25 protein-coding genes are annotated in these 22,400 nt (G+C 75.8%); 15 read left to right on the top strand and 10 right to left on the bottom strand.

Features of this window, described 5'->3' with window-relative positions; genetic code table 11:
• Positions 1–43: 43 nt before the first annotated feature.
• Genes PH191_RS28635 through PH191_RS28620 form a run of 4 tightly spaced genes read left to right on the top strand, consistent with a single transcriptional unit; the run spans position 44 to position 3,670 of the window.
• Positions 44–472 carry an SRPBCC family protein gene (locus PH191_RS28635; protein ID WP_274190203.1) on the top strand — a complete coding sequence of 143 codons (429 nt, stop codon included), beginning with the start codon at positions 44–46 and terminating at the stop codon, positions 470–472.
• On the top strand, positions 472–1,704 hold the full coding sequence (locus PH191_RS28630; RefSeq protein WP_274198035.1) for an ArsA family ATPase: 1,233 nt from the start codon (positions 472–474) through the stop codon (positions 1,702–1,704). The genes PH191_RS28635 and PH191_RS28630 overlap by 1 nt, the downstream gene beginning before the upstream one ends.
• The gene (locus PH191_RS28625; RefSeq protein ID WP_274198034.1) at positions 1,701–2,735 is read left to right on the top strand and encodes a hypothetical protein; all 1,035 of its coding nucleotides are present in this window, start codon (positions 1,701–1,703) and stop codon (positions 2,733–2,735) included. Before PH191_RS28630 ends, PH191_RS28625 begins: the two co-directional genes overlap by 4 nt.
• Positions 2,729–3,670 carry an ROK family protein gene (locus PH191_RS28620; protein WP_274198033.1) on the top strand — a complete coding sequence of 314 codons (942 nt, stop codon included), beginning with the start codon at positions 2,729–2,731 and terminating at the stop codon, positions 3,668–3,670. Before PH191_RS28625 ends, PH191_RS28620 begins: the two co-directional genes overlap by 7 nt.
• On the opposite strand, the gene PH191_RS28615 is transcribed toward PH191_RS28620, so the two are convergent.
• Both PH191_RS28615 and PH191_RS28610 read right to left on the bottom strand, forming a co-directional pair.
• On the bottom strand, positions 3,667–4,275 hold the full coding sequence (locus tag PH191_RS28615) for a hypothetical protein (protein ID WP_274198032.1): 609 nt from the start codon (positions 4,273–4,275) through the stop codon (positions 3,667–3,669). The two genes, PH191_RS28620 and PH191_RS28615, sit on opposite strands and share 4 nt — an antisense overlap.
• Complete coding sequence (locus PH191_RS28610) at positions 4,272–5,090, bottom strand: alpha/beta hydrolase (protein WP_274198031.1); 819 nt, start codon at positions 5,088–5,090, stop codon at positions 4,272–4,274. Before PH191_RS28610 ends, PH191_RS28615 begins: the two co-directional genes overlap by 4 nt.
• Positions 5,091–5,380: 290 nt before the next feature.
• Here PH191_RS28610 and PH191_RS28605 point away from each other — a divergent pair, with 290 nt between their 5' ends.
• The 3 genes from PH191_RS28605 to PH191_RS28595 all read left to right on the top strand — a co-directional run bounded on the left by PH191_RS28605 (position 5,381) and on the right by PH191_RS28595 (position 8,114).
• On the top strand, positions 5,381–6,073 hold the full coding sequence (locus PH191_RS28605; RefSeq protein WP_274198030.1) for a lysophospholipid acyltransferase family protein: 693 nt from the start codon (positions 5,381–5,383) through the stop codon (positions 6,071–6,073).
• A 34-nt stretch (positions 6,074–6,107) separates the two neighbouring features.
• A complete protein-coding gene (locus tag PH191_RS28600) occupies positions 6,108–6,626 on the top strand; it encodes a polyadenylate-specific 3'-exoribonuclease AS (RefSeq protein WP_274198029.1) in 519 nt (172 codons plus the stop codon).
• An 84-nt stretch (positions 6,627–6,710) separates the two neighbouring features.
• Entirely contained in the window at positions 6,711–8,114 is a 1,404-nt protein-coding gene (locus PH191_RS28595; protein ID WP_274198028.1) for a class II 3-deoxy-7-phosphoheptulonate synthase, read from the top strand.
• A gap of 3 nt (positions 8,115–8,117) precedes the next feature.
• Here PH191_RS28595 and PH191_RS28590 read toward each other — a convergent pair whose 3' ends face one another.
• Entirely contained in the window at positions 8,118–9,431 is a 1,314-nt protein-coding gene (locus PH191_RS28590; protein WP_337994111.1) for a protein kinase domain-containing protein, read from the bottom strand.
• A gap of 158 nt (positions 9,432–9,589) precedes the next feature.
• Between PH191_RS28590 and PH191_RS28585 the strand changes: the two genes are divergently transcribed.
• Entirely contained in the window at positions 9,590–10,312 is a 723-nt protein-coding gene (locus PH191_RS28585) for an alpha/beta fold hydrolase (protein WP_274198027.1), read from the top strand.
• A 5-nt stretch (positions 10,313–10,317) separates the two neighbouring features.
• Positions 10,318–10,677, top strand: a complete 360-nt coding sequence (locus PH191_RS28580; protein ID WP_274198026.1) for an Rv2175c family DNA-binding protein — start codon at positions 10,318–10,320, stop codon at positions 10,675–10,677.
• Here PH191_RS28580 and PH191_RS28575 read toward each other — a convergent pair.
• The 4 genes from PH191_RS28575 to PH191_RS28560 are packed head-to-tail and all read right to left on the bottom strand — an operon-like array spanning position 10,646 to position 14,652.
• Positions 10,646–11,008: a hypothetical protein gene (locus PH191_RS28575; protein WP_274198025.1), complete on the bottom strand. Its 363-nt coding sequence runs from the start codon at positions 11,006–11,008 to the stop codon at positions 10,646–10,648. The genes PH191_RS28580 and PH191_RS28575 overlap by 32 nt on opposite strands.
• Complete coding sequence (locus PH191_RS28570) at positions 11,005–11,967, bottom strand: phytoene/squalene synthase family protein (RefSeq protein WP_274198024.1); 963 nt, start codon at positions 11,965–11,967, stop codon at positions 11,005–11,007. The genes PH191_RS28575 and PH191_RS28570 overlap by 4 nt, the downstream gene beginning before the upstream one ends.
• Positions 11,964–13,484 (bottom strand): phytoene desaturase family protein, encoded by a 1,521-nt coding sequence (gene crtI / locus PH191_RS28565; protein WP_274198023.1) that lies wholly within the window; start codon positions 13,482–13,484, stop codon positions 11,964–11,966. Before crtI ends, PH191_RS28570 begins: the two co-directional genes overlap by 4 nt.
• Positions 13,485–13,503: 19 nt before the next feature.
• Positions 13,504–14,652: a polyprenyl synthetase family protein gene (locus tag PH191_RS28560; RefSeq protein ID WP_274198022.1), complete on the bottom strand. Its 1,149-nt coding sequence runs from the start codon at positions 14,650–14,652 to the stop codon at positions 13,504–13,506.
• Between the two features lie 132 nt (positions 14,653–14,784).
• Here PH191_RS28560 and PH191_RS28555 point away from each other — a divergent pair, with 132 nt between their 5' ends.
• Positions 14,785–15,675 (top strand): methylenetetrahydrofolate reductase, encoded by an 891-nt coding sequence (locus PH191_RS28555; protein ID WP_274198021.1) that lies wholly within the window; start codon positions 14,785–14,787, stop codon positions 15,673–15,675.
• Positions 15,676–15,723: 48 nt separating this feature from the next.
• Here PH191_RS28555 and PH191_RS28550 read toward each other — a convergent pair whose 3' ends face one another.
• Positions 15,724–16,473: a DUF3153 domain-containing protein gene (locus PH191_RS28550; protein ID WP_274198020.1), complete on the bottom strand. Its 750-nt coding sequence runs from the start codon at positions 16,471–16,473 to the stop codon at positions 15,724–15,726.
• 35 nt (positions 16,474–16,508) lie between these two features.
• Positions 16,509–17,117 carry a GNAT family N-acetyltransferase gene (locus tag PH191_RS28545; RefSeq protein WP_274198019.1) on the bottom strand — a complete coding sequence of 203 codons (609 nt, stop codon included), beginning with the start codon at positions 17,115–17,117 and terminating at the stop codon, positions 16,509–16,511.
• Positions 17,118–17,442: 325 nt separating this feature from the next.
• On the opposite strand from PH191_RS28545, the gene PH191_RS28540 reads away from it, so the two are divergent.
• Together PH191_RS28540 and PH191_RS28535 are read left to right on the top strand one after the other, a co-directional pair.
• Complete coding sequence (locus PH191_RS28540; protein WP_274190183.1) at positions 17,443–17,736, top strand: hypothetical protein; 294 nt, start codon at positions 17,443–17,445, stop codon at positions 17,734–17,736.
• Between the two features lie 37 nt (positions 17,737–17,773).
• Positions 17,774–18,328, top strand: a complete 555-nt coding sequence (locus PH191_RS28535) for an SAV_6107 family HEPN domain-containing protein (protein ID WP_274198018.1) — start codon at positions 17,774–17,776, stop codon at positions 18,326–18,328.
• A 3-nt stretch (positions 18,329–18,331) separates the two neighbouring features.
• Here the strand turns inward: PH191_RS28535 and PH191_RS28530 are convergent, their stop codons facing one another.
• Positions 18,332–19,171, bottom strand: a complete 840-nt coding sequence (locus tag PH191_RS28530) for a ParA family protein (RefSeq protein ID WP_274198017.1) — start codon at positions 19,169–19,171, stop codon at positions 18,332–18,334.
• Between the two features lie 58 nt (positions 19,172–19,229).
• On the opposite strand from PH191_RS28530, the gene PH191_RS28525 reads away from it, so the two are divergent.
• From PH191_RS28525 to PH191_RS28515, 3 genes are all read left to right on the top strand, one after another.
• Positions 19,230–19,982, top strand: a complete 753-nt coding sequence (locus PH191_RS28525) for a class I SAM-dependent methyltransferase (protein ID WP_274198016.1) — start codon at positions 19,230–19,232, stop codon at positions 19,980–19,982.
• Complete coding sequence (dinB, locus tag PH191_RS28520) at positions 19,979–21,304, top strand: DNA polymerase IV (protein ID WP_337994112.1); 1,326 nt, start codon at positions 19,979–19,981, stop codon at positions 21,302–21,304. Before PH191_RS28525 ends, dinB begins: the two co-directional genes overlap by 4 nt.
• Before the next feature lie 134 nt (positions 21,305–21,438).
• Positions 21,439–21,831, top strand: coding sequence for a DUF3040 domain-containing protein (locus PH191_RS28515; protein WP_274198015.1), 393 nt, complete (start codon positions 21,439–21,441; stop codon positions 21,829–21,831).
• Positions 21,832–22,400: the final 569 nt, after the last annotated feature.

Genomic DNA, 22,400 nt, shown 5'->3' with positions numbered 1-22,400 from the left:
GCGCGTGCCGCCCGCCGGGGGCGCGGCGGTAGCCTTTCGCGCCATGGCCGACGAGTCGACGCAATCCATCACGATCGCGGCGCCGGCCCCCGACGTCCTCGGGGTCATCGCCGATTTCGACGCCTATCCCGAGTGGGCGGACTCGATCACCGCGGCCACGGTGCTCACCCACGACGACGAGGGACGGCCCGAGCAGGTCCGCTTCTCGCTCGACGCCGGGCCGATCAAGGACACCTACGTGCTGGCCTACGACTGGGTGGACGACGGCGTCACCTGGGATCTGGTGTCGGGCCAGATGCAGCGCTCCCAGCGGGGCCGCTACCGCCTGGCCGAGGACGGGGGGACGACGGAGGTCACGTACACGCTGTCGGTGGACCTCAGCGTCCCGCTGCCGGGCATGCTCAAGCGCCGCGCCGAGAAGCGGATCATGGATCAGGCACTGACCGGGCTGAAGCGCCGCGTGGAGGGCTAGTGCGGGTCCTGCTGTTCACCGGCAAGGGTGGGGTCGGGAAGACCACCACGGCCGCGGCGACGGCGGTGGCGCTCGCGCGGGCCGGGCGCAAGGTGCTGGCCCTGTCGGCGGACCCCGCCCACTCCCTCGGGGACGCCTTCGCCGTGTCCCTCGACGGCACCCCTGCCGAGATCGCCCCCGACACCTTCCCGGGTCTGTTCGCGGCGCACATCGATACCCGCGCGCTCGTCGACGAGGCGTGGGAGCCGCTGCGCACCCAGCTCCGCACCCTGCTCGCCGGCGCCGGGGTCGACGAGATGGTCGCCGACGAGCTGACCGTCCTGCCCGGCGTCGAGGAGCTCCTCGCGCTCGAGGACGTCCGCCGGGCGACGGTCGACGGGCCGTGGGAGGTCGTGGTCGTCGACTGCGGTCCCACGGCGGAGACGCTGCGGCTGCTCGCGCTGCCCGAGGCGCTGGGCTCCTACCTGGAGCGCCTGTTCCCGACCCACCGCCGGGCGGTGCGCGGCGTCCTCGCCGGGATCGCCGGCAGCAGCGCGACCGTGGCCCGGTGGGACGCCGCCGCGGCCTCGCTGTCCCGCCTCGCCGAGCAGCTCGCGGGCCTGCGGGCCCTGCTCGCCGACCACCGCACGACGACCATCCGCCTCGTGCTGACCCCCGAGCGCGTGGTCGCGGCCGAGACCCGGCGCACCCTCACCGCCCTCGCCCTGCACGGGCTGCACGTCGACGGGATGGTGGCCAACCGGCTGGTCCCCGACGCCGGCAAGGGACGCGGCGAGGCCGCGACGTGGGTGCGCGCGCGGCGGGCGGAGCAGGAGGCGGTGCTCGCCGACCTCGTCGGTGCCGGCGGGGACGTGCCCGTGCGTCGGGTGCCCCACCACGCCGGCGAGCCCGTCGGTGTCGACGCCCTCGCGGTGCTCGCCGACACCCTCTACGGCGACGACGACCCGCTCGACGGGCCGGTCGGGCGCGCGCTCGTCGCGGTGCGGCGGACCGCGGGCACCGGCACGCAGCCCGAGAGCGAGTTCGTGCTCGACCTGCACGTCTCGGGGATCGGGGAGGCCGAGGTGGATCTCGCCCGTATCGGCGACGAGCTGGCGGTGACGGTCGACGGCCGCCGCCGCGCCGTGGCCCTGCCGCCCGTGCTCCGGCGCTGCGAGGTCACGGGTGCCGACCTCTCCGACGACCTGCTCTCGGTGGTCTTCCGCCCCGACCGCTCCGTGTGGATGACGTGACCGGGCCCCAGGGCGGGTTCGGGCGCGCCGACCGGGACCACCTCACGGACGAGGCGCGGGCCACGGCGTCCGCGCTGCTCGACTGGCTCGGGACGCGGGTCGACGGGCTCGACGCCGGGATGCCGGACCCCGGGGCGGCGTCGGCGCGCCCGTCCCAGAGCCCCGGGCCGTGCACCTGGTGCCCCATCTGCGCGCTCGTCGCCGCGTTCCGGGGCGAGCAGCCCGAGCTGACCGCCCGCCTCACCGAGCACGCCACGGCGCTGATGGCCCTGCTGCGGCTGATGGTGCAGGCGCACCAGGACCCCTCGCACGGGCACCAGCACGGCCACCACCACGGGCACCACACCGCGACGGAGCCGGCGGCATCCACGACGCCACCCCCACCGCCCGGCTGGCCCGCCGAGTGGGGCGCGTGGGACGGGTGGGGCACGGGTGCGCCCGACCCCGTCCCCGGGGACGCGGCCGGGGTCGACGAGCCCGACATCCCTGGACCGCCGACCCCGGAGCCCGAGAGCCCCCGGCCGGCCCCGACCCCGGCGGGCTCGCGCGCCCACGGCCGGCGTGTGCCGATCCGCCGGTCGTCGCCGCGCTCGGCCGCGTTCCGGGAGCCCTCGACCACCGACGCGCCCGCCACCGGCCCGACCGCCACCGGGCCGACCACCACCGGCCCGACCGCCACCGGGCCGACCGGCCCGGCCGCATCCCGCGGCGCCGCACCCCCGCCCGGGCCGCGTCCCCCGGGTGGCGGACCCCGCCCGGCGCCCCGGCGCCCGAGTGTCGCCTCCGGACCACCGCCCGCCACCGCTGGACCCGAGCGGACCGCCCCCGAGGCGCCGGCCCCGCCCCCCGGGCGGCCCGCGCGCCCGACCGCTCCGCCCGCTGCCGCTCCGCCCGCTGCCGGCCCGCCCGCCGCCGTGCCGCGGCCGTCGGTGCAGCGCATCGCCATCCGGCGGCCCGCGCGCTCCGGCCGGACAGACCGGACAGACCGGACAGAGGGGGACGGGGAGTCCGCCGGCGACACCCCGTGCTGACCGTCGGGGTCGACATCGGCGGCACCTCGGTGCGCGCCGGGGTGATCGACGCCGACGGCACCGTCATCGCCACCGCGGCGACGCCCACGGCCCGCGACGCCGCCGGCCTCGACGACGCGATCGTCGACCTCGTCCGCGGTCTCACCGAGCAGCACCACGTCGGCGCGGTCGGGCTGGCGATCGCCGGGTTCGTCGACCCGGACCGGCGCACCGTGGCGTTCGGCGCCCACCTGCCGTGGCGCGACGACCCCGTGGCCGAACGGCTGGCCGCCCGCCTCGAGCTGCCCGTGGTGATCGAGCACGACGCGAACGCGGCGGGGCTGGCCGAGCACCGGGTCGGCGCGGCCGCGGGCGCCCGGGTGGCCGTCCTCGTCGCCCTCGGCACCGGGATCGGCGCGGCCCTGCTGGTCGACGGGGCCGTGTTCCGCGGGGCCCACGGCGTCGCCCCCGAGCTCGGGCACCTCACGGTCGTCCGGGGCGGCCGGCCCTGCCCGTGCGGCAAGCGTGGCTGCCTCGAGCGCTACTGCAGCGGGACCGCGCTGGGGCGCTCGGCGGAGGAGCTCGTCGCCGACACCGAGGAGTTCTCGGTGCTGCGGGCGCCGTGGGAGCGCGCGCAGCCGATCACCGGCTGGGACGTGGCCCGGGCCGCCGAGGCGGGCGACGTGCTGGCCGGGCGGGTCGTCGACGAGTTCGCCGACTGGCTCGGGCAGGCGCTGTCCCTGGTCGCCGACGTCTTCGACCCCGACGTCGTCGTGGTGGGCGGCGAGGTGTCCGCGTCGTCGACCCTGTTCCTGGACCAGGCGCGCCGCCGCTACGCCGAGGAGGTCACCGGGGGAGCGCACCGCCGGCCGGCCGAGATCCGGCCCGCGACGCTGGGCGGTCGGGCCGGGATGGTGGGCGCCGCCCTCGACGCCCGCGAGCGGTCGGGCGTCTAGAGGATCGCGCCGTCGTCGGAGCCGTCGCCGGCGCCCGCGTCGCGCCCGCGGCGCAGGCCGAACACGAGCCACCCGAGGCCGGCGGTCATCGCCAGCAGCCCGGGCACGATGCCGAGGCCGACGGGCCCGCCGAGCAGGCCCGGGACGGCGAGCAGCACGACCCCGACGATCAGCAGGCCGAGCCCGAGCAGGCTGCTCACGCCGAGGCGCGGCAGCGGAGGGGGCTCCGGGGGCACGAAGTGCTCGTCGTGGGCCGGCTTCGGCGAGGCGCGGGGCACGTCGCGCGCAGGCGGGTCCTGAGCGGGCGGGGTGGCACCCGGACGCGCGGCGGGGCGGGGGACGTCGGCGTCGAACGTGTCGCGCGGCCGGCGCTGGCCGCCGGGGGGCGTCGCGGTGCCGAGCCCGGTGGACGGGTGTTCCCGGCCCGACGCGTCGTCCGGGTCGGGCACCTCGTCCGGCCATCGGGGGGCCCCGGTGGCCGCCCAGTCGGCGACGATCGAGGCGAAGGCCGCGTCGATGTCGTCCGGCACGCCGGGACGGTGGGGATCGCCGACGCCGCTGTCCGCGGGGTCGGGGCGGGTCTCGTCCGGCTCGGGCGCGGTCATGCGGGGGTCCCTGGGGTGGCGACGGCGGTGTCCGTGGCGTGCGATCCGCCGATGCGGTCGTCGTGCACGCGACGGACGAAGGCCAGGCTGTCGGAGAAGATCCTCGGGGCGTCGTTGTCGAGGGTGGCCACGTGGTGGCTGTCGTCGAGCACCACGTCGGTGACGTCGTGCGAGGAGATGCCCTGGAGGACGAGGGTGCTGTTGACCGGCTCCACCACGTGGTCGGTGGGGGAGTGGAACAGCAGGACGGGCAGGCGCACCCGTTCGAGATCGGCGCGCACGAGGCGCCAGAGCGTCGTCAGCGACACCACGGCGCGCGTCGGCAGGCGGTCGTAGGCCAGCTCGGTGACGCCGGGCTTCTTGATGTCGTTCGCGACGCCCGGCACGAAGGGCACGATCCACTGGATGTAGGGCGCGATCGTCGCGTCCTTGCGCAGCGTCGTGACCGACGGGTTGACCAGCGCGATGCCCGCGAGGTCGTCCCCGCGCTCCTGCGCGAGGCGCAGCGTGAGCGTGCCGCCCATCGACTGCCCGAACACGAACACCGACCGGTACTCGCGACGGAGGTCGTCGACGGCGCGCTCGACCTCGCCGTACCAGTCGGTCCAGCGGGTGCGGTTGAGGTCCTGCCAGCGCGTGCCGTGGCCCGGCAGGCGGGGCCCGCGCACGCCGATGCCGTCGGAGGCCAGGAACTCGCCCCACGCCCGCATGCTCTGCGGCGTGCCGGTGAGCCCGTGGCTGAGCACCACGCCGATCTCGCGCGAGCCGTCGCCGGGATCGGAGACGAAGGGCTCGGCTCCGGGCAGGACGGGCACGGTGGATCCTCCGACGAACGGCGTGGGCGGCGCGGCACAGGGACCGCACGAGGCGGTGGGAGCGGATCGGGAACCCTATCGTGGCATGTCCCACACGCCCGGGTCACGCGGTGGTGCCCGTGTCGCGCCGGGCGGTCCACCCGACGGGGTCGCGGGCGGCCGTTCGCATGATCGCCGGGCCTCCGAGGGGGCCGATCGGGTCGTGTGACGGGTGGCGCCGGGACTGTGTCGGGCCGCGGGCGGGCCCTACGCTCGCCCCCAGCGACGAGGGCGGTCGGACGGGAGCGCGAGTGCTGTACTGGATCATGAAGTGGGTGCTGCTCGGCCCGCTCATGCGCGTGGCGTTCCGTCCGCGCGTGGTGGGGGCGGAGAACCTGCCGCGGCGGGGTGGCGCGCTGGTCGCGTCCAACCACCTCGCGGTGCTCGACTCCTTCGTCCTGCCCCTGATGGTGCCGCGCCGGATGGCCTTCCCCGCCAAGGCGGAGTACTTCACGCAGCCCGGCGTGCTCGGCACCCTCAAGCGGTGGTTCTTCACCGGCATGGGCCAGGTCCCGATCGAGCGCGGCAACGGGCGTGCGGCGCGCGCGGCGCTCGACACCGGCATCGGCGTGCTGCGCGAGGGCCGGCTGTTCGGCATCTACCCCGAGGGCACGCGCTCGCCCGACGGCCGGCTGTTCAAGGGCCGCACCGGGGTGGCGCGCATGGCGCTCGAGGCCGGCGTGCCCGTCGTCCCCGTCGCGATGATCGGGACGGACCAGGCGAACCCCGTCGGGTCCCGCTTCTGGCGCCCGGTCCGCATCGGCATCCGCATCGGCGAGCCGCTCGACTTCTCGCGCTACGCCGGCATCACCGACGACCGCCAGGTCGAGCGGGCGATGACCGACGAGATCATGGACGCGGTGCAGCGCCTGTCGGGCCAGGAGTACGTGGACGTCTACGCCAGCACGCTCAAGGACAAGGGCGCGGACGTCGAGGCCGCCTGATCGCGGCGGGGTCCCACCGTCCAGAATCTCCCTCGTGGCCCGGTACTTCTACGACTGCGAGTTCATCGAGGACGGGACCACCATCGAGCTGGTCTCGGTGGGTGTCGTGGACGAGCAGGGCCGCGAGTTCTACGCGATCTCCAAGCAGTTCGACCCCATGCGGGCGGGCCCCTGGGTGCGGCACAACGTCCTCGACAAGCTGCCCCCGATGTCGGACCCGGCGTGGCGCAGCCGCCTGAGCATCCGCGAGGCGTTCTACGAGTTCGTGACCGCCGGCGAGGGCCCCGTGGAGCTCTGGGCCTGGTACGCCGCGTACGACCACGTCGCGATCGCGCAGCTCTGGGGCGCGATGCCCGACCTGCCGCGGGCGCTGCCCCGCTTCACCCGCGACCTTCGCCAGCGCTGGGACGACGTCGGGCGCCCCGAGCTGCCGTCGGCGCCCGCGGACGCCCACGACGCGCTCGCCGACGCCCGCCACAACCTGGCCCGCTGGCAGGTCATCGACGCGCACTGGCGTGCGCTGCACGCGGGCGGCCCGCCGGCCCGGGCGTGATCACAGCGCGTGATCACCCCACCCGGAGGGCCGGGTCGTGGGGAACACGCGGCAGCCGCGTCACCGCCCACTACGCTGGCGGGTGTGAACTGGTCCGTCGACCTGCCCGTGGACGCTCTGCCGGGCCTGCCTCCCCTGCCCACCGCACTGCGGGAACGTCTCGACGCCGCGCTCGCGCGCCCGGCGGCGCAGCAGCCCGACTGGCCCGACCCGGACGCGGTCGCCGAGGTCCGCACCGTCCTCGAGCACGTGCCGCCGATCACCGTGCCCGCCGAGATCGACCGGCTGCAGTCCCAGCTGGCCTCGGTCGCCCGGGGTGAGGCGTTCCTGCTCCAGGGCGGCGACTGCGCGGAGACCTTCGCGGACAACACCGAGCCGCACCTGCGCGGCAACATCCGCACCCTGCTGCAGATGGCGGTCGTGCTGACCTACGGCGCGTCGCTGCCGGTGGTCAAGATCGGGCGGATCGCCGGGCAGTACGCGAAGCCGCGCTCGTCGAACACCGACGCGCTGGGCCTGCCGTCCTACCGGGGCGACATGGTCAACTCGCTGGCCGCGCACGCCGAGCGCCGCATCCCCGACCCGGGCCGCATGATCCGCGCCTACGCCAACGCCGGCGCCGCGATGAACCTGGTCCGTGCCCTGACCTCCGGCGGCATGGCCGACCTGCACGAGGTGCACGAGTGGAACCGGGAGTTCGTGCGCACGTCGGCCGCGGGCGAGCGGTACGAGGCCGTCGCCGCCGAGATCGACCGGGCGCTGCGGTTCATGTCGGCGGCCGGGGTGAACGACCACTCCCTGCGCGGCACCGAGATCTTCGCCAGCCACGAGGCCCTCGTGCTCGACTACGAGCGCGCGCTGCTGCGGCTGGACTCGCGGGTCGAGGCCACCAGCCGTGAGGACGCCCGCCTGTTCTCCCTCGGCGCCCACTTCCTGTGGATCGGCGAGCGCACCCGGGCCCTCGACGGCGCGCACATCGCGTTCGCGGAGCTGCTGGCCAACCCCATCGGCATCAAGATCGGGCCGGGCACCACGCCGGAGCAGGCGGTGGAGTACGTCGAGCGCCTCGACCCGTACCACCAGCCCGGCCGGCTGACGCTGATCTCGCGCATGGGTGCGGGCAAGGTCCGCGACGTGCTGCCGTCGATCGTCGAGAAGGTCACGGGCTCGGGCCACCAGGTCATCTGGCAGTGCGACCCGATGCACGGCAACACCGTCGAGGCGACCACCGGCTACAAGACGCGGCACTTCGACCAGGTCGTCGACGAGGTCCAGGGCTTCTTCGAGGTGCACCAGGGTCTCGGCACCCACCCCGGCGGCATCCACGTCGAGCTCACCGGCGAGGACGTCACCGAGTGCCTCGGCGGCGCCCAGGACATCTCCGACACCGACCTCGCCGGGCGCTACGAGACGGCCTGCGACCCGCGGCTGAACACCCAGCAGTCGCTGGAGCTCGCATTCCTGGTCGCGGAGATGCTCCGGAACTAGCAGCTAGCCCGGGATCCCGAGGCCCCAGCCGGCCGCGCCCGCGGCGACGGTCGCGATCGAGACGAGCAGCAGCCAGGCTCCGAGCAGCCGGCGGGAGCGGGTCCGCGCCCGCCGGCGCTCGATCCGCTCGATGGCCACGTCGACGTCGTCCACCGCGCCGTCGGGGCGACGGCGCACCCCGTGGGCCGGATCAGTGCCGGAGTCGGGTTCGCGGTCGCCGTCGGGCTCGTCCCCGAGGTCGTCCCCGTAGTCGTCCCCGTAGTCGTCCCCGAGGTCGTCGACGTCCTTGTCGTCGACGTCCTCGGGCTCCGCGTCCCACGCCCGGCGCCCGGTCCGGGGCGCCTCGCGGGGCGCGCCGTCGAGGTCGAGCAGCCGCGTCCCCCGCAGCGGCCGGGAGCAGGCGGCGCCGGTGCGGCGCGGGGGCGGCGGCACCGGGTAGTAGGGCAGGTCGGTGTCCATCCGCACCCCGCGGACGGCGGCCAGGAAGGCGCCGGCGTCGGCGAGGCGGGCCTCGGGGTCGCGGTCGGTCGCCGCGAGCACGAGGCGGTCCAGCGCGCGGGGGATGCCGCCGACGACGGACGAGGGCGGCGGGACGTCGTGGTGCACGTGCCGGCGGGCGACCTCCACGGCGTCGTCCCCGCCGTGGGGCGGTACGCCCGTGAGCAGCTCGAACAGCACGATCCCGGCCGCGTAGAGGTCGCTGCGGGCGTCGGCGCGGCCGTCGGTGACCTGCTCGGGGGCCAGGTACGCCACGGTCCCGAGCACCATCTCGCCGGAGCCCTCGGGGTCGTTCGGGTCGGCGGCGTCGGTCTCCCACGCCGCGGCGACCAGCCCGAAGTCGGCGACCTTCACCGACCCGTCGGTGCCGACCAGCACGTTCTCGGGCTTCACGTCGCGGTGGACGAGACCGCGGTCGTGGGCGACCTGCAGGGCGGTGACCACCTGCTCGATGACCGTCAGGGCCGCCGCCGGGTGGAGGCGGACCTGGTCGCGCAGGACGTCGCGCAGCGTCCCGCCCTCGACCAGCTCGAGGACGAGGAAGACGGTGCCGTCGGGGTCGCGCCCCTGGTCGTGCACCGCGACCACGCCGGGGTGCGCGAGACGGGCCGCGGCCCGCGCCTCCCGCTCGAAGCGCCGGACGAAGGCGGGGTCGCCTGCGAGGCCGCGATCGAGGATCTTGATCGCCACCGGACGGTCCAGGCGCAGGTCGCTCCCGCGGTGCACCACCGACATCCCGCCGCGCGCGAGGAGGCCGTCGACGCGGTAGCGCCCCTCCAGCACCGTCCCCGCGGGGTCGGCGGTCGGGACGGACGTCATGGCCCGATGCTACGAGGAGGTCGGTGACCTGCGGGGATTCTCGTGTCCGACGCGCGGCCCCTCGACCGGGTGCGCTTCGCGCACGTGAGCACTTCGGGGTGCTCCAGCACCTCGAAGTGCTCACATGCGCCGGAGGCGCACCCCTAGGCTCTCCGGCCATGACGACCTGGCTCCTGGTGCCCGGCGCGGGCGGCGCGGCCTGGTACTGGCACCGCGTGGTGGAGCTCCTGCGGGCGCGGGGTGACGAGGCGATCGCCGTCGACCTCCCCGCCGACGACCCGGAGGCCGGCGTGCCGCGCTACGTCGAGGTCGCGCTCGAGGCCCTCGGTGGCCGCCCCGACCCCGTCGTGGTCGGGCAGTCGCTGGGCGGGCCCACCGCGGTGGAGATCTGCCGGCGCATCCCCGTGGAGCGGTTGGTGCTGGTCAACGCCATGATCCCCGCGGTGGGGGAGACGCCCGGGCAGTGGTGGACGGGGTCGGGGCACGCGGCGGCGAAGGAGGCCGCGGTCCGCGCCGCGGGCCGCGAGGACGCCGGGTTCGACCCCGAGTGGGAGTTCCTGCACGACGTCCCCGCCGACGTGGTCGCGGCCGGCGCCGAGCACCAGCGCGAGCAGTCCGGTGGCCCGTTCGCCGACGGCTGGTCGCTCCCCGCGTGGCCCGACGTGCCCGTCACGGTCGTCGTGGGACGCGACGACCGCTTCTTCCCGCCCGACTTCCAGATCGGTCTCGCCCGTGCGCGCGCCGGCGTCGAACCGGTGCTCGTGCCCGGCGGGCACCTCGCGGCGCTCGCCCACCCGGAGGCCCTGGTCCGCGACGGTCTGGACACCCCGGGACACACGCGGGCACAAGGGGCCGGAGGAGCCCCACCTCTGGCACAGTGACGCGTGTGACCGAGTCCCTCGCCGCCCTCGTGGGCCACGACATCGAGGTCGTCTCGCTCGCCCAGGTCGCCGAGCGTCTCGGCGTGCCCCGTACGCGCGTCAGTCAGATGATCAAGCAGGGGCAGTTGCTGGGCGTTCGGGACGACGACCGCTGGTCGGTGCCCGCCGCCTTCCTCACCACCGACGGGGTGGTGAAGGGCCTGCCCGGCACCATCCAGGTCCTCCGCGACGGGGGGTACGCCGACGGGGAGATCCTTCGCTGGCTCTTCGCCGACGACGACTCCCTGCCGGGCACCCCCATCGACGCGCTGCGCTCCGACCGGGGTCGCGAGGTCAAGCGTCGCGCCCAGGCGATGGCGTTCTGAACGGGCGCAGTCCGCTCAACGCCTCCCCGAGCAGCCCGTGCCGGCGCAGCGCCGCCGTCAGCCGGGCGGCGCGCCGCACGCCGAGTCGACGCACCAGGGCGGGGGCCAGCGCGGGGCCGGTCCAGGCCCGCACGCGGTCGTCGCCGTCGGTGGGCGTGATCTCCAGCAGCGTCGGCGCGTCCCCCGCGACGCCGGACTCGGCGCACCACGCCGTCACCCGGTAGTCGGCCAGCGGCAGCACCTCGAGGTCCGGCCCGACGGTGTCCGCCACGGTGGTGCCCACCGCCCGGCACCGCGCGCAGGCGGCGTCGACGGCGAGCACGAGGGTCACGCCGCGAGCCGCCGGCGCCACCGCGTCCCGACGGCGTGGGCCAGGCGCGGGAGCGCCACCGCGGCGCGGCGCCCGTTCCCGACGGCCACGCGCCGGCGCAGTACGTCGTAGTCCGCGTCGACGATCTCGTCGAGGATGCCCCCGTAGAGCACGTGCGCGGTCCGCACGCAGGGCCGCGACACCGGGTGGAGCAGGGCGATGCCGCGCTCGGCGCGCCGGTAGACCGCGCGGGTGCGGGCGACGAGGTGGGCCAGGGCCCGCCGGACCCGCGGGTCGGTGCGACCGGTGGTGCGGCACCACGCCAGCAGGTCGCGGTCCACGCCGAACGCCGCGAGCTCCGCGGTCGGCAGGTAGACGCGGCCGCGGTCGAGGTCCTCGCCGACGTCGCGCAGGAAGTTCGTCACCTGGAAGGCGACGCCGAGGTCGGCGGCGTACGGCTCGGCCTCCGCCCGCGGTCCGACCGTCCCGAGCACCGGCAGCACCTGCAGCCCGATGACCGCGGCCGAGCCGTGCACGTAGCCGGCGAGGTCGTCGAACGTCGGGTAGTCGGTGACCGTGAGGTCCATGGCCATCGAGTCCATGAAGTCCTCGAGGTGGCGGTGCTCGATGCCGAAGCGGGCGACGGTGTCGGCCAGCGCGGCGACCACCGGCTCGCCCTCGGTCACGAGCGTCCGCGGGTCGGTACCGGCCAGGCCCCGGCGCATGCGGGCGCGGACCTCCTCGAGCCGCGCGGCGACGGCGGCCGGCGAGGCGTCGGCGTCCGGGTCGTCGACGACGTCGTCGGCCATACGCGCGAAGCCGTAGAGCGCGTGGATCGCCGGGCGCTGGGCCGGGGCGAGCAGGCGCGTGGCGAGGAAGTAGGTCCGGCCGTGCACGGCGTTGAGAGCCCGGCACTGCGTGTAGGCGTCGCGCAGCGCCGGGTCGGTGATGCCGGCGGCGTCCAGCTCGGTGGTGCTCACCCGGTGATCCGCGCCGCCGCGAGCTTGCCCGAGACGAGCACCGTCGGGACGCCGACGCCGGGCGTCGTCCCCGAGCCGGCGAGGACGACGTTGCCCTCGCCGCGCACGAGGTTGCCCGCGCGGAACGGGCCGGTCTGGGCGAACGTGTGCGCCGCCGAGAACGGGGTGCCCGCCGCGAGGCCGAGCCGGCCCCAGTCGTCGGGGGTGATGAGGTGCTCCACAGTGACCTCCCCGCCCGCCCCACCGAGCTCGATACCGCGACCTGCCAAGACCCCGCGCAGCTCGTCGCGGTAGCGCGGGCCGATGCGCTCCCAGTCGAGCGGGGCCTTGTCGGTGTTCGGGGCGGGCGCGAGCACGGACACCAGCTCGTGCCCCTCGGGCGCCAGCGACGGGTCGGTGGCCGTCGGGTGCGTGACCAGCAGCGACGGGTCGGACATCAGCCGGCCCTCGGTGATGATCTCGTCGAACGTGCCCGCCCAGGCGTCGCCGAAGGAGATGGTGTGGTGGCCGAGCCCGGTGCCGGCGGGCACCCCGGCGTGCCACACGAACGCCGACGGCGACCAGCGCATCGGCACCACGCGTCGCGGCGTGCGCCCGAGCAGGCCGTAGGACACGGGGAGATCGCAGGTCAGCACGACGGCGTCGGCGGCGAGGCGATCGCCGTCGGCGGTCGGCTCGCCCGTCGGGACGGTGCGCAGCGCCCGCACCCGCCCGCCGGAGCGCTCCAGCCCGGTGACGGTCGTGCCGTAGCGGAACTCGGCGCCCGCGTCGGCGGCGGCGTCGGCGAGGGCCTGGGGGAGGGCCCGGACCCCGCCCTTCGGGAACGAGACGCCGGCGATCGTGTCCATGTAGGCGATCACCGCGTAGGCGGCGAGGGCCTTGGCCGGCGGGACGCCCGCGTACAGGGCCTGGAAGGAGAAGATGCGCCGCAGGCGCTCGTCGTCGAGGAACTTGGCGATCCTCGCCCCGAGCCGCCCGAAGCCCCCGAGCGCGCCCAGCCGCGCCAGGTCGGGGCCCAGGACGTCGAGCGGCGAGTCGAAGTTCGCGTCGATGAACGTCGCCATCTGCACCTGGTAGAGCTCGGTGAGCCAGGCCCGCAGCCGTCGGTAGCCCTCGGCGTCGGACGCCGAGACCTTCTCGCGGATCTCCTGCTCCATCGCGCCCGGGTCGGTGTGCACGTCGATCGCACTGCCGTCGGCGAACCGTGCGTGGTACGCGGGGTGGAGGTCGACGAGCTCGAGGCGGTCGCCGAGCTTCTCGCCGACGGCGGCCAGGGCCTCCTCGATCAGCTCCGGCATCGTGATCACGGTCGGGCCGGTGTCGAGGCGGAACCCCCTGTCGGCGTGCTGCCCCCCATGGAGGTCGAGGCGGCCGGCGCGCCCGCCGGGGGTGGCGTCGCGCTCGACGATCGTGACGCGACGGCCCGCGCCGAGCAGGTGCAGGGCGGTCGCGAGGCCGGCGAGGCCGGCGCCCACGACGACGACGTGGTCGGTGGGGGACTGGACGGTGCGGGTCACGCGGCTCCTGGGAGGTGGATCAGCGGGCGCGCCGGGTGGCGGCGACGGCCAGATCGGCGAGCCGGTCGGGGGCCGGGACGGCCAGGACCGGGGCGTCGGCACCGCGCACCGCGTCGAGTGCGGAGGCGGTGAGCTCGGTGATGCGGCGCTCGACGTCGTCGACGACGCCGAGGGAGACGAGGGCCTCGCGGGCGGCGGCGACGCCCTCGGGATCGAGGTGGGGGTTGCCCACGGCGCGCTCGACGACCGCGGCCGTCGTGCGGTCGGGGTGGGCGCGGGTCAGCGCGACCAGCAGGGTCAGCTTGCCCTCGCGCAGGTCGTCGCCGGCGGGCTTGCCGGTCACCGCCGGGTCGCCGAACACGCCCAGCAGGTCGTCGCGCAGCTGGAAGGCGATGCCGAGGTCGGTGCCGTACCGGCGCAGCGCGGCGATCGTCGTGTCGTCGGCGCCCGCGATCGCGGCCCCGAGGTGCAGCGGGCGCTCCACGGTGTAGGCCGCGGTCTTGTACCGGCTGATGCGCAGGGCGGTCTCGGGGCTCGAGTCGGACGACGCGTGTCCCTGGACGTCGAGGAACTGGCCGCCGAGCACCTCGGTGCGCATGGCCTGCCACGCCGGGCGGGCGCGGGCGAGCGCGACGGGGTCCACCCCGGACTCGTGGAGCATGTCGTCGGCCCAGGCCAGCGCCACGTCGCCGAGCAGGATCGCGACCGCGGCGCCGAAGCGGGTCGGGTCGCCGGTCCAGGCGGCGCCGGCGTGCCGCGCCGCCCACCGGGCGTGCACGGTGGGCTCGCCGCGGCGCGTCGCGGAGTCGTCGATGAGGTCGTCGTGCACCAGCGCACACGCCTGGATGAGCTCCAGGGCGCTCACGGCGCGCAGCACCGCGGAGGGGTCGTCGAGGCCGCCTGCGGCCCGCCAGCCCCACCACGCGAACGTGGGACGCAGCCGCTTGCCGCCGGCGAGGACGAACCGTGTGAGGTCGTCGACGGCGTCGGCGTACTCCTCGGCGATGTCGGCGCACTCGTCGCGCCGGCCGGCGAGGTAGTCGGCCAGGTCGGCGGTCACCGCGCCGGGCAGGTCGTGCTCGATGGCGCGTCCGCCCTGCTCAGCAGGGCTGCCGAAGGGGTCGCGGGCACCGTTGTCGGCTCGCGTCGAGACTCCGCCGAGCGTCATCCGCACTCTCCCCTCCGGACCGCAAGCGTGTCCGGAACCGGAGCCTAGGGCCGTTCGGCCGACCTGGCCGATCGGGCGGTCCCGGTCACAACGGACCTCCGTAACGACGCCCCGTCACCGTAGGGTCGCCGGATGGCTACTGTGACGGAGCGCATCCAGCGCGGGGTGCCCACGTTCTCGGCGGAGTTCTTCCCGCCCAAGAACGATGAGGGCGAAGCCACACTCTGGCGCACCATCCGCGACCTGGAGCCGCTCGACCCGGCCTTCGTGTCGGTCACCTACGGCGCCGGCGGCTCGAGCCGCGACCGCACCATCCGCACCACCGGTCGCATCGCCACCGACACCACGCTGACGGCGATGGCCCACCTCACCGCGGTCGACGCCTCGCTCGACGACCTGCGCCAGGTGATCGGCTCCTACCTCGCGGCGGGCATCAGCAACGTCCTCGCGATCCGCGGCGACCCTCCCGGGGACAAGGACGCCGACTGGGTGCCGCACCCGGCGGGGCTGAGCTACACCGAGGAGCTCGTCCACATGGTGAACCGCCTGGGCGACTTCTGCGTCGGCGTCGCGGCCTTCCCGTACCTGCACCCGCGCTCGGTCGACGAGGACACCGACACCCGGTTCTTCGTGCAGAAGGTCAAGGCGGGCGCGGAGTTCGCGATCACGCAGATGTTCTACGACGCCGACGAGTTCCTGCGCATGCGCGACCGCATCGCCGCCGCCGGCTGCGACATCCCGGTCATGCCCGGCCTCATGCCGATCACGACGCCGAAGTCGGCCGAGCGCGGCGCGGACTTCTCCGGCGCGCCGCTGCCGAAGCTCATGTCCGAGCGCCTCGACCCCCTCGTCGACGACGCCGCGGGCTACCGCGACGCCGGCATCGACCTGTGCGTCGAGCTGTCCCAGCGGATGTTCGACGAGGGCGTCACGAACATCCACTACATCAGCATGAACCGCTCGCCCGCGGTGGTGGACGTCGTCCAGCGCCTCGGTCTCGTGCCGGCGACGCCCCGCTCCTGACACCGTCCGGCCCCGCCGACCTGCGGGTCGGCGGGGTCAGTGGCCCGATCAGCGGCGTGCGCGTGTGCGGAGCTGGGTGCGCGACGACGCGGCCAGCACCACCACGATCGCGACCGCCACGGCGACCACCGCGAGCAGCAGCAGCGACCAGCCGATCCACGACGGGGCGTCGGGGTCCGGGTACTCGATCACCGCGTTGACGTCGTTGACGGTGCCCGGCTGCAGCGTCCAGCTGATCAGCCCCGGCGTCGCCGTCCCGTCGGTCTGGCGGATCGAGCCCGGGAACGCCATCTTCAGCTGCACGTCGGCGCTCTCCGGCGACACCCGCGTGAGGTCGACCTGGCCGGACACGACCACCCGGTCGCCCGCGCGGCGCATCTGGACCCGGATCGCCTGCGTGCTCGTCGGGCTGATCGAGGGCAGCAGGCGGGTGACCTCGTCGAACGACAGGTCCTCGAACTGCACCTTGGAGCCGATGTAGCCGTCCTGCTCGTAGCGCTCGACCGAGACGTTCCCGCTGAGGTCGTCGGGCACCTGCAGGGGCGGACCCTGCCCGGCGGGGGCACCGTCCGGGGTGGCGATGTCGACGACGCCCGAGACGCGGTCGTCCGGGGAGACGGCCATGCCGGCGCGCACCCGCACGCAGCCCGTGCCGAGGACGCCGACCAGGGCCAGCACCACGGCCAGGAGCACGAGCGTGCGGCGGCGGTTGCTGGTCGCGGGGGTCCCGTTCGAGGGGGCGTGGCTCGGGCGGGTGTCGGTGGTGGTGATGTCGGCTGGGGAAGCGGACGCGGGCACCCGCGCATGGTGCCAGGCGCCCCCGACGGTCCGGGTCAGGCGCGGCCCGGGCGGTGCGGCGTGCCCGGGGCCTCGAGGGGCAGGGTCCGGCCGAGCACCGCGAACGGGCGCGGGTCGCTCGTGAACCGGTGGTGGCGCAGGACGTCGGTGAACCCGAGGCGGCGGTAGAGCGACCACGCGCGCGACGGCGGGTCCGCCTCGGGGGTCGAGAGGAGGACGTGGCGGTTCGTCGGTCGCGCCAGCAGGCGGCGGGCCAGCGCCTCGCCGAGGCCGTCGCCCTGGACGTCGGGCCGCACGTGCAGCTCGGTGAGCTCGAAGTAGTCGTCGAGCACGGTGTCGGCCAGCTCGCGGCCCGCGGCGCCGCCCGCGAGCAGGCCGCGGCGCACCTCCTCGAACCACCACTGGCCCCGCGCGCCCGGGTAGCCGTACGCGATGCCCCACAGCGAGCGGTCGGGCCCGAGCGCGGCCGCGGCGTGCCAGCCCGGACGACGGGAGTGCTCGACCCACATCGGGCGTCGCTGCCGCACCGTGCCGGGCGGATAGCCCATCGCGTGCACGTAGACGGTCAGCGCCTCGTCGAGCCGGGCCCCGAGGTCGTCGGGCGTCAGGTCGACGACCGTCGCGCGGGCCGGCGCGGCGGTCATCGGCCGGCTCCCGCGGCGCGGGGGGAGTCGGAGACGGACACGCCGGTATCTCACCACGCCCCGGCCGCGATCCACGGGTCGATCTCCCCGGGCGGGTGCTCACGGGGTGGTCCGGGATCGCCTCCGAGGGGACCGGCGGATCGACTTGACGGCGCCGGACCGACCGGGTTCACTGGTTCCTATCGAACACGTGTTCGATCGCTCGGACGGCGGGGCGGGGGAAGCGCCCCGCCGTCCGGGAGTGCCGCCGGCTCCCCACGGTGGCAGGCACCCACTCGACCCGGGCCCCGGGTCGAGGAGCACGAGCCGCCGTGGAGGACGCATCGTGGTTCGCAGTCCGTCGCCGGTCCAGGTCCGCTGTGCGGACGGCGACCCGGTCGAGTTCCATCGCCGCCCGAACCGGCGGGACAGTCACTACCTGGTCACCGAGGTGCAGGAACGCTGGATCGAGGAGTCCCGGTGGCCGTTCCTCTCGGCCATGCCGGTGGGGGGCGACCGGTGCCGCTGCTGGCGCGTGCTCGCGTGCCGGTCCGACGAGCCGCACCTGCCGCCCGGCGAGTTCGTGCTGCGCATGCGCTCGGGTCCCGGCGTGTGGGACCTCCGCCGGGCCGGCTACTGACCCCGCTCGCGACGCCCGATGCCCTGAGGAGATCACCATGACCAGCGCTCTCGCCATGCCCGGACTGTTCGACACCACCCCTCTGGAGGCCGCCCCGCGCAGGGCGGCGCCCACCGACGCCGGACCGGCGGTCCCCGCCCCCGCCCGGTCCGGTACGCCGGCGCGGTCGGACGAGCGCGGGGCCCCCACCCGCGCCACCCCGGCCGCGCCGGCTCCGCCGCCGTCGCGCACGGTGGTGCAGCTGCTCGGCGCCGCCCGCGACGAGCTGCGCGCCGCCCAGGCCGAGGACGACGCCGCCGAGCGCTTCCGGGCCGCCCACCTCGGGGCCCTGCGTGCCGCGGCGGCGGTGCTCGCCCTGCGGGCCCGCGCCAAGCGCGCCTCACGCCCCACGGACGCCTGGACGCTGCTGGCGTCCGTCGCGCCCGAGTACGGCGAGTGGGCGGCCTTCTTCGCGGCGCACTCGGCGACGCGCTCGGCCGTCGAGGCCGGGGTGCGGGGCAAGGTGTCCCAGCGCGACGCCGACGACATGGTGCGTCAGGCCGACCTGTTCCTCGCCCTGGTCACGCGCACCGTGGCCGGGCGCGGACGCTGACGGTCAGTCCTCGGGCGTCCGCCGAGCCCGCCCGCGGCCCGAGCGTTTGGTGCGCGAGCGCACGATGCGCCCGAGCAGCGAGTCGAACTGGCTCGCGATCTCGCGGGCACCCGGGGTGTCCCACCGCTGGATCGGCACCCCGGCGCCCTGGGCCTGCTGGACCGCGCTGCGGTCGGGCAGGGCCCCGGAGATGACGAGGGGGCCGAAGAGCTCGCGCAGCTCGCCCAGGCGGAACTCGTGCTCCGAGGAGCGCGCCCGGTACTTGTTCACCAGCACGCCCAGCGGCTGGAGGTCCGGGTTGTTCTCGCGCTCGGCCTGCACGGCCTCGAAGGCGCGCTGTACACCGGACACCGCGAAGATCGTGGGCTCGGTCACCAGGACGGCCCGGTCGACGGCCACGAGGGCGGAGCGGGTCAGCTGGCCGAGCGAGGGCGGGCAGTCGATGAGCACGAGGTCGTACTTCGCCAGCCCCGTCCGGGTGGCGCCGTCCTCATCCTTGGGCAGGTCGCCGAGCAGGCGCGCCAGAGCCCCCAGCCGCTGCGACCCCGGATCGGGGTGGTTGTGACGCTCGATGTCCTCCGAGCCGACGAGGACGTCGAGCTCCTCGCCCCAGGCGCTGGGGGCGATCGACGACGCGAGCAGCGCCGCCGACGGCCGTTCCATGGCCTGGGCGATCGTGGTCTCGGTGGCCTCGGGCTCGAGCGCGGTCGTCGCGTTGCCCTGGGGGTCGAGGTCGACCACCAGGGTCCGCAGACCGGCCCGGAGAGCGGATCCGGCAAGGCCCAGGACGACGGTCGTCTTGCCGACCCCGCCCTTGAGGCTCAGCACCCCGGTGACGTGCACGGGGGGAACCTACCGGTCGGTGCCCCCGCGCACCCGTCACACGTTCTACGGTGTCGCGGTGAGTCGCGCCCCGTCGTTCGCCCCGGTCGACGTCGTCGCGCGCACGCTGCGGGTCGAGCTGACCGCGGCGCGGAGCCGTCGCGACGGCGCGGCACCCCGCGTCCTCGACGTCGGTGGCGGCAGCGGCACCTGGGCGGTGCCCCTGGCCGCCGACGGGTGCGAGGTCACGGTCGTCGACTCCAGCGCCAACGCCCTCGCGGTCCTTCGCAGCCGGGCGCGCGAATCGGGGGTCGCCGGCGGGGTGCGGGCCGTGCAGGGCGACGTGGACGCGCTGGCCGACGTGGTCGCCGACGCCGAGGCCGACCTGGTCCTCGGGCACGGGCTGCTCGAGTACGTCGACGACCCGGCCGAGGCGTGCCGGGCGCTCGCCCTCGCGACCGTGCCCGGTGGGGCGCTCTCGCTGCTCGTCGCCGGCCGGTTCGCCGCGGTGCTCTCGCGGGTCGTGGCCGGTCGCCTCGAGGAGGCGCGCCGGGTGCTCGTCGACCCCTCGGGGCGCTGGGGCCCCGACGACCCGCTGCGCCGGCGCATGGACGTCGAGGAGATCCGCACGCTGGTCGAGGCCGACGGGCAGCTGTCGGTCGAGCGGGTGCAGGGACACCGGGTGCTCGCCGACCTCGTGCCCGACGGCGTGCTCGACACCGGCGGCGCCGTGCCCGACCCCCTCGCCGAGCTCGAGGACATCGCCGCCGGCACCCCGCCGCTGCGCGACATGGCCTCGCAGCTGCACGTTCTCGCGCGGCGGCCGGGCTGAGCACGCCCCCCTCGGGTCACGCCCCCGGCCGGGACGCGGGCTGCGGCATCCTGCACGTCGACATGGACGCGTTCTACGCGTTGGTCGAGATCCGCTCGCGGCCCGAGCTGCGTGGCCGTCCGGTCGTCGTCGGTGGCGGCCCGGAGCGCGGCGTGGTGCTCTCGGCGAGCTACGAGGCCCGGGCCCACGGGGTCCGCTCGGCGATGCCCTCGGCCCGCGCGCACCGGCTGTGCCCGCAGGCCGTCTTCCTGCCGCCGGACTTCGCCGCCTACGCCGAGGTCTCCCGCGCGGTCATGGAGGTGTTCCGCTCGGTCACGCCGCTGGTGCAGCCGCTGAGCCTCGACGAGGCGTTCCTCGACGTGTCCGGCGCGCTGCGGCGTCTCGGGGCGACACCGCTGGAGATCGCGGCGTCGGTCCGCGAGCAGGTCGCCGCCTCCCAGGAGATCACCTGCTCGGTCGGCATCGCGTCGACGATGTTCGTCGCCAAGCTCGCCTCGCGGGTCGCGAAGCCCGACGGGGTGCACCTCGTGCCCGCCGACGGGGTCCGCGCCTTCCTCGACCCGCTGCCGGTCGGCGCGCTGTGGGGCGTCGGGGCGCGGACGGAGGAGGTGCTCGCCCGCCACGGCATCGCGACGGTCGGGGACGTCGCCGCGGCCGGGCTCGCCACGCTCCGGCGGGCGGTGGGGGAGGCCCACGCCGTCCACCTGTTCGCCCTGGCGCGTGGTGTCGACGAGCGGCGGGTCGACCCGCACGGCCGCGAGAAGTCCGCCGGCGCCGAGGAGACGTTCGCCCGCGACCTCGTCGACCGGGCCGTGCTGCGGCGCGAGCTCCTGCGCCTCGCCGACCGCACCGGACGGATGTTGCGCCGGCGCGGAGTGCGGGCGCGGACGGTCGCGCTCAAGGTCCGCTTCGACGACTTCACCACGATCACACGATCGCGGACCCTCCCGGCGCCGACGGATCTCGCCCGTGAGCTGTACGCCACCGCGGGCGAGCTCCTCGACGCCCTCGGCCCGATCGCGCCGGTGCGGCTGCTCGGTGTCCGCGCCGAGGGGCTCGTCCCGGCGGACCGCGCGCCCGAGCAGATCGTCCTCGGCGAGGCCGAGCACGGCTGGTCGGATGCCGAGCGCGCCGCTGACCAGGCCCGATCACGCTTCGGCGTCGCCGCGGTCCGTCCGGCGAGCCTGCTCGGCGATCCGGACCCGACCCGGGCCCGCTCACCCGTCGAGGCCGCGGATCCGGCGCGTGGTGACGGGCCGAATCGTCACCGAGAGCATCCGAGCGTGTCGCGAGCGGCGTCACCGCGGGAGCCGAACGGATGATCAGGAGCGCAACACGCCGGTCCGGGTAGTGGGACTGCCACCGGACTCGTACGATGGGTGTCGGACATCCCGACGATGCCCGCCAGACCCCCCGAGGTCGGGCGTCTTTCCCATTCCGGTGCCGGAGGAGAAACATGCCGCTCTCCGAGCACGAGCAGCGCCTGCTCGAGCAGATCGAGCGCGCCCTCTACGACGAGGACCCGAAGTTCGCGTCCACCGTGCGGGGAGGCAAGCTCCGACGTCCGTCGCGCCGGCGCCGCGTGCAGGGCATCGCCCTCTTCATCATCGGCGTCGTGATGCTCGTGCTGGGCGTCGTCTTCAGCTCCTCCACCGTGGGGATCATCGTCAGCGTCGCGGGCTTCCTCGCGATGTTCGGCGGCGCGATCCTCGCCATCACGTCCTTCGGTGCGCGCAAGAAGGAAGCCGCCGCCGCCGAGGGCGAGGCCCCGGCCGCGACCGAGAAGGAGCGCAGCCGCTTCACCTCGCGGATGGAAGAGCGCTTCCGCCGCCGCTTCGAGCAGGAGTAGCCCTCCGCTCCTCGACGCCCCGACGCGCCGCCGACCCCCGTGGTCGGCGGCGCGTCGTCGTTCCGGGGTCCCGGGCGGCAGTGCTCATGATCAGGGGCACGTCGACACCCCGGAGGCGCGCCGGCGGGTGCACACCGCGCCCTTGATCTCCCGGTGGCCGTCGGCTCGGGGCGCATGATCGCCCCGGGTGCTCCGGCGAGCCCGCCACACGGGCCGGGAGGAGCACCGGGCGCGATCACCGCCCGGGCGACGTCCCCCACCTCGCCCCACCGGGCCGACGAGCGCGTCCCCCACCTCGCCCCACCACCGCGGGCCGTGCCTGCGGCCGCGCGCGACCCGTGATCGCTCCGGGTGCTCCGGCGAGCCCGCCACACGGGCCAGGGGGAGCAGCGGGCGCGATCACCGCCCGGACGACGTCCCCCACCTCGCCCCACCGGCCCGGCGAGCACGTCCCCACCTGGCCCCACCCCCGCGGGCGGTGCCTGCGGCCGCGCGCGGCCCGTGATCGCCGCGGGTGCTCCGGCGAGCCCGCCCCACGGGCCGGGAGGAGCACCGGGGCCGATCATGGC

It is taken from the genome of Actinomycetospora callitridis (assembly GCF_028737265.1).
GTDB lineage: Bacteria > Actinomycetota > Actinomycetes > Mycobacteriales > Pseudonocardiaceae > Actinomycetospora > Actinomycetospora callitridis.
This window is presented reverse-complemented; position numbering and strand designations above follow the sequence as displayed.

Coding starts and splice junctions, on each gene's coding strand:
- PH191_RS28635 (WP_274190203.1), top strand. CDS start 44: ATGGCCGACGAGTCGACGCAATCCATCACGATCGCGGCGCCGGCCCCC.
- PH191_RS28615 (WP_274198032.1), bottom strand. CDS start 4,275: ATGACCGCGCCCGAGCCGGACGAGACCCGCCCCGACCCCGCGGACAGC.
- PH191_RS28590 (WP_337994111.1), bottom strand. CDS start 9,431: ATGACGTCCGTCCCGACCGCCGACCCCGCGGGGACGGTGCTGGAGGGG.
- PH191_RS28585 (WP_274198027.1), top strand. CDS start 9,590: ATGACGACCTGGCTCCTGGTGCCCGGCGCGGGCGGCGCGGCCTGGTAC.
- PH191_RS28560 (WP_274198022.1), bottom strand. CDS start 14,652: ATGACGCTCGGCGGAGTCTCGACGCGAGCCGACAACGGTGCCCGCGAC.
- PH191_RS28555 (WP_274198021.1), top strand. CDS start 14,785: ATGGCTACTGTGACGGAGCGCATCCAGCGCGGGGTGCCCACGTTCTCG.
- PH191_RS28545 (WP_274198019.1), bottom strand. CDS start 17,117: ATGACCGCCGCGCCGGCCCGCGCGACGGTCGTCGACCTGACGCCCGAC.
- PH191_RS28535 (WP_274198018.1), top strand. CDS start 17,774: ATGACCAGCGCTCTCGCCATGCCCGGACTGTTCGACACCACCCCTCTG.
- PH191_RS28515 (WP_274198015.1), top strand. CDS start 21,439: ATGCCGCTCTCCGAGCACGAGCAGCGCCTGCTCGAGCAGATCGAGCGC.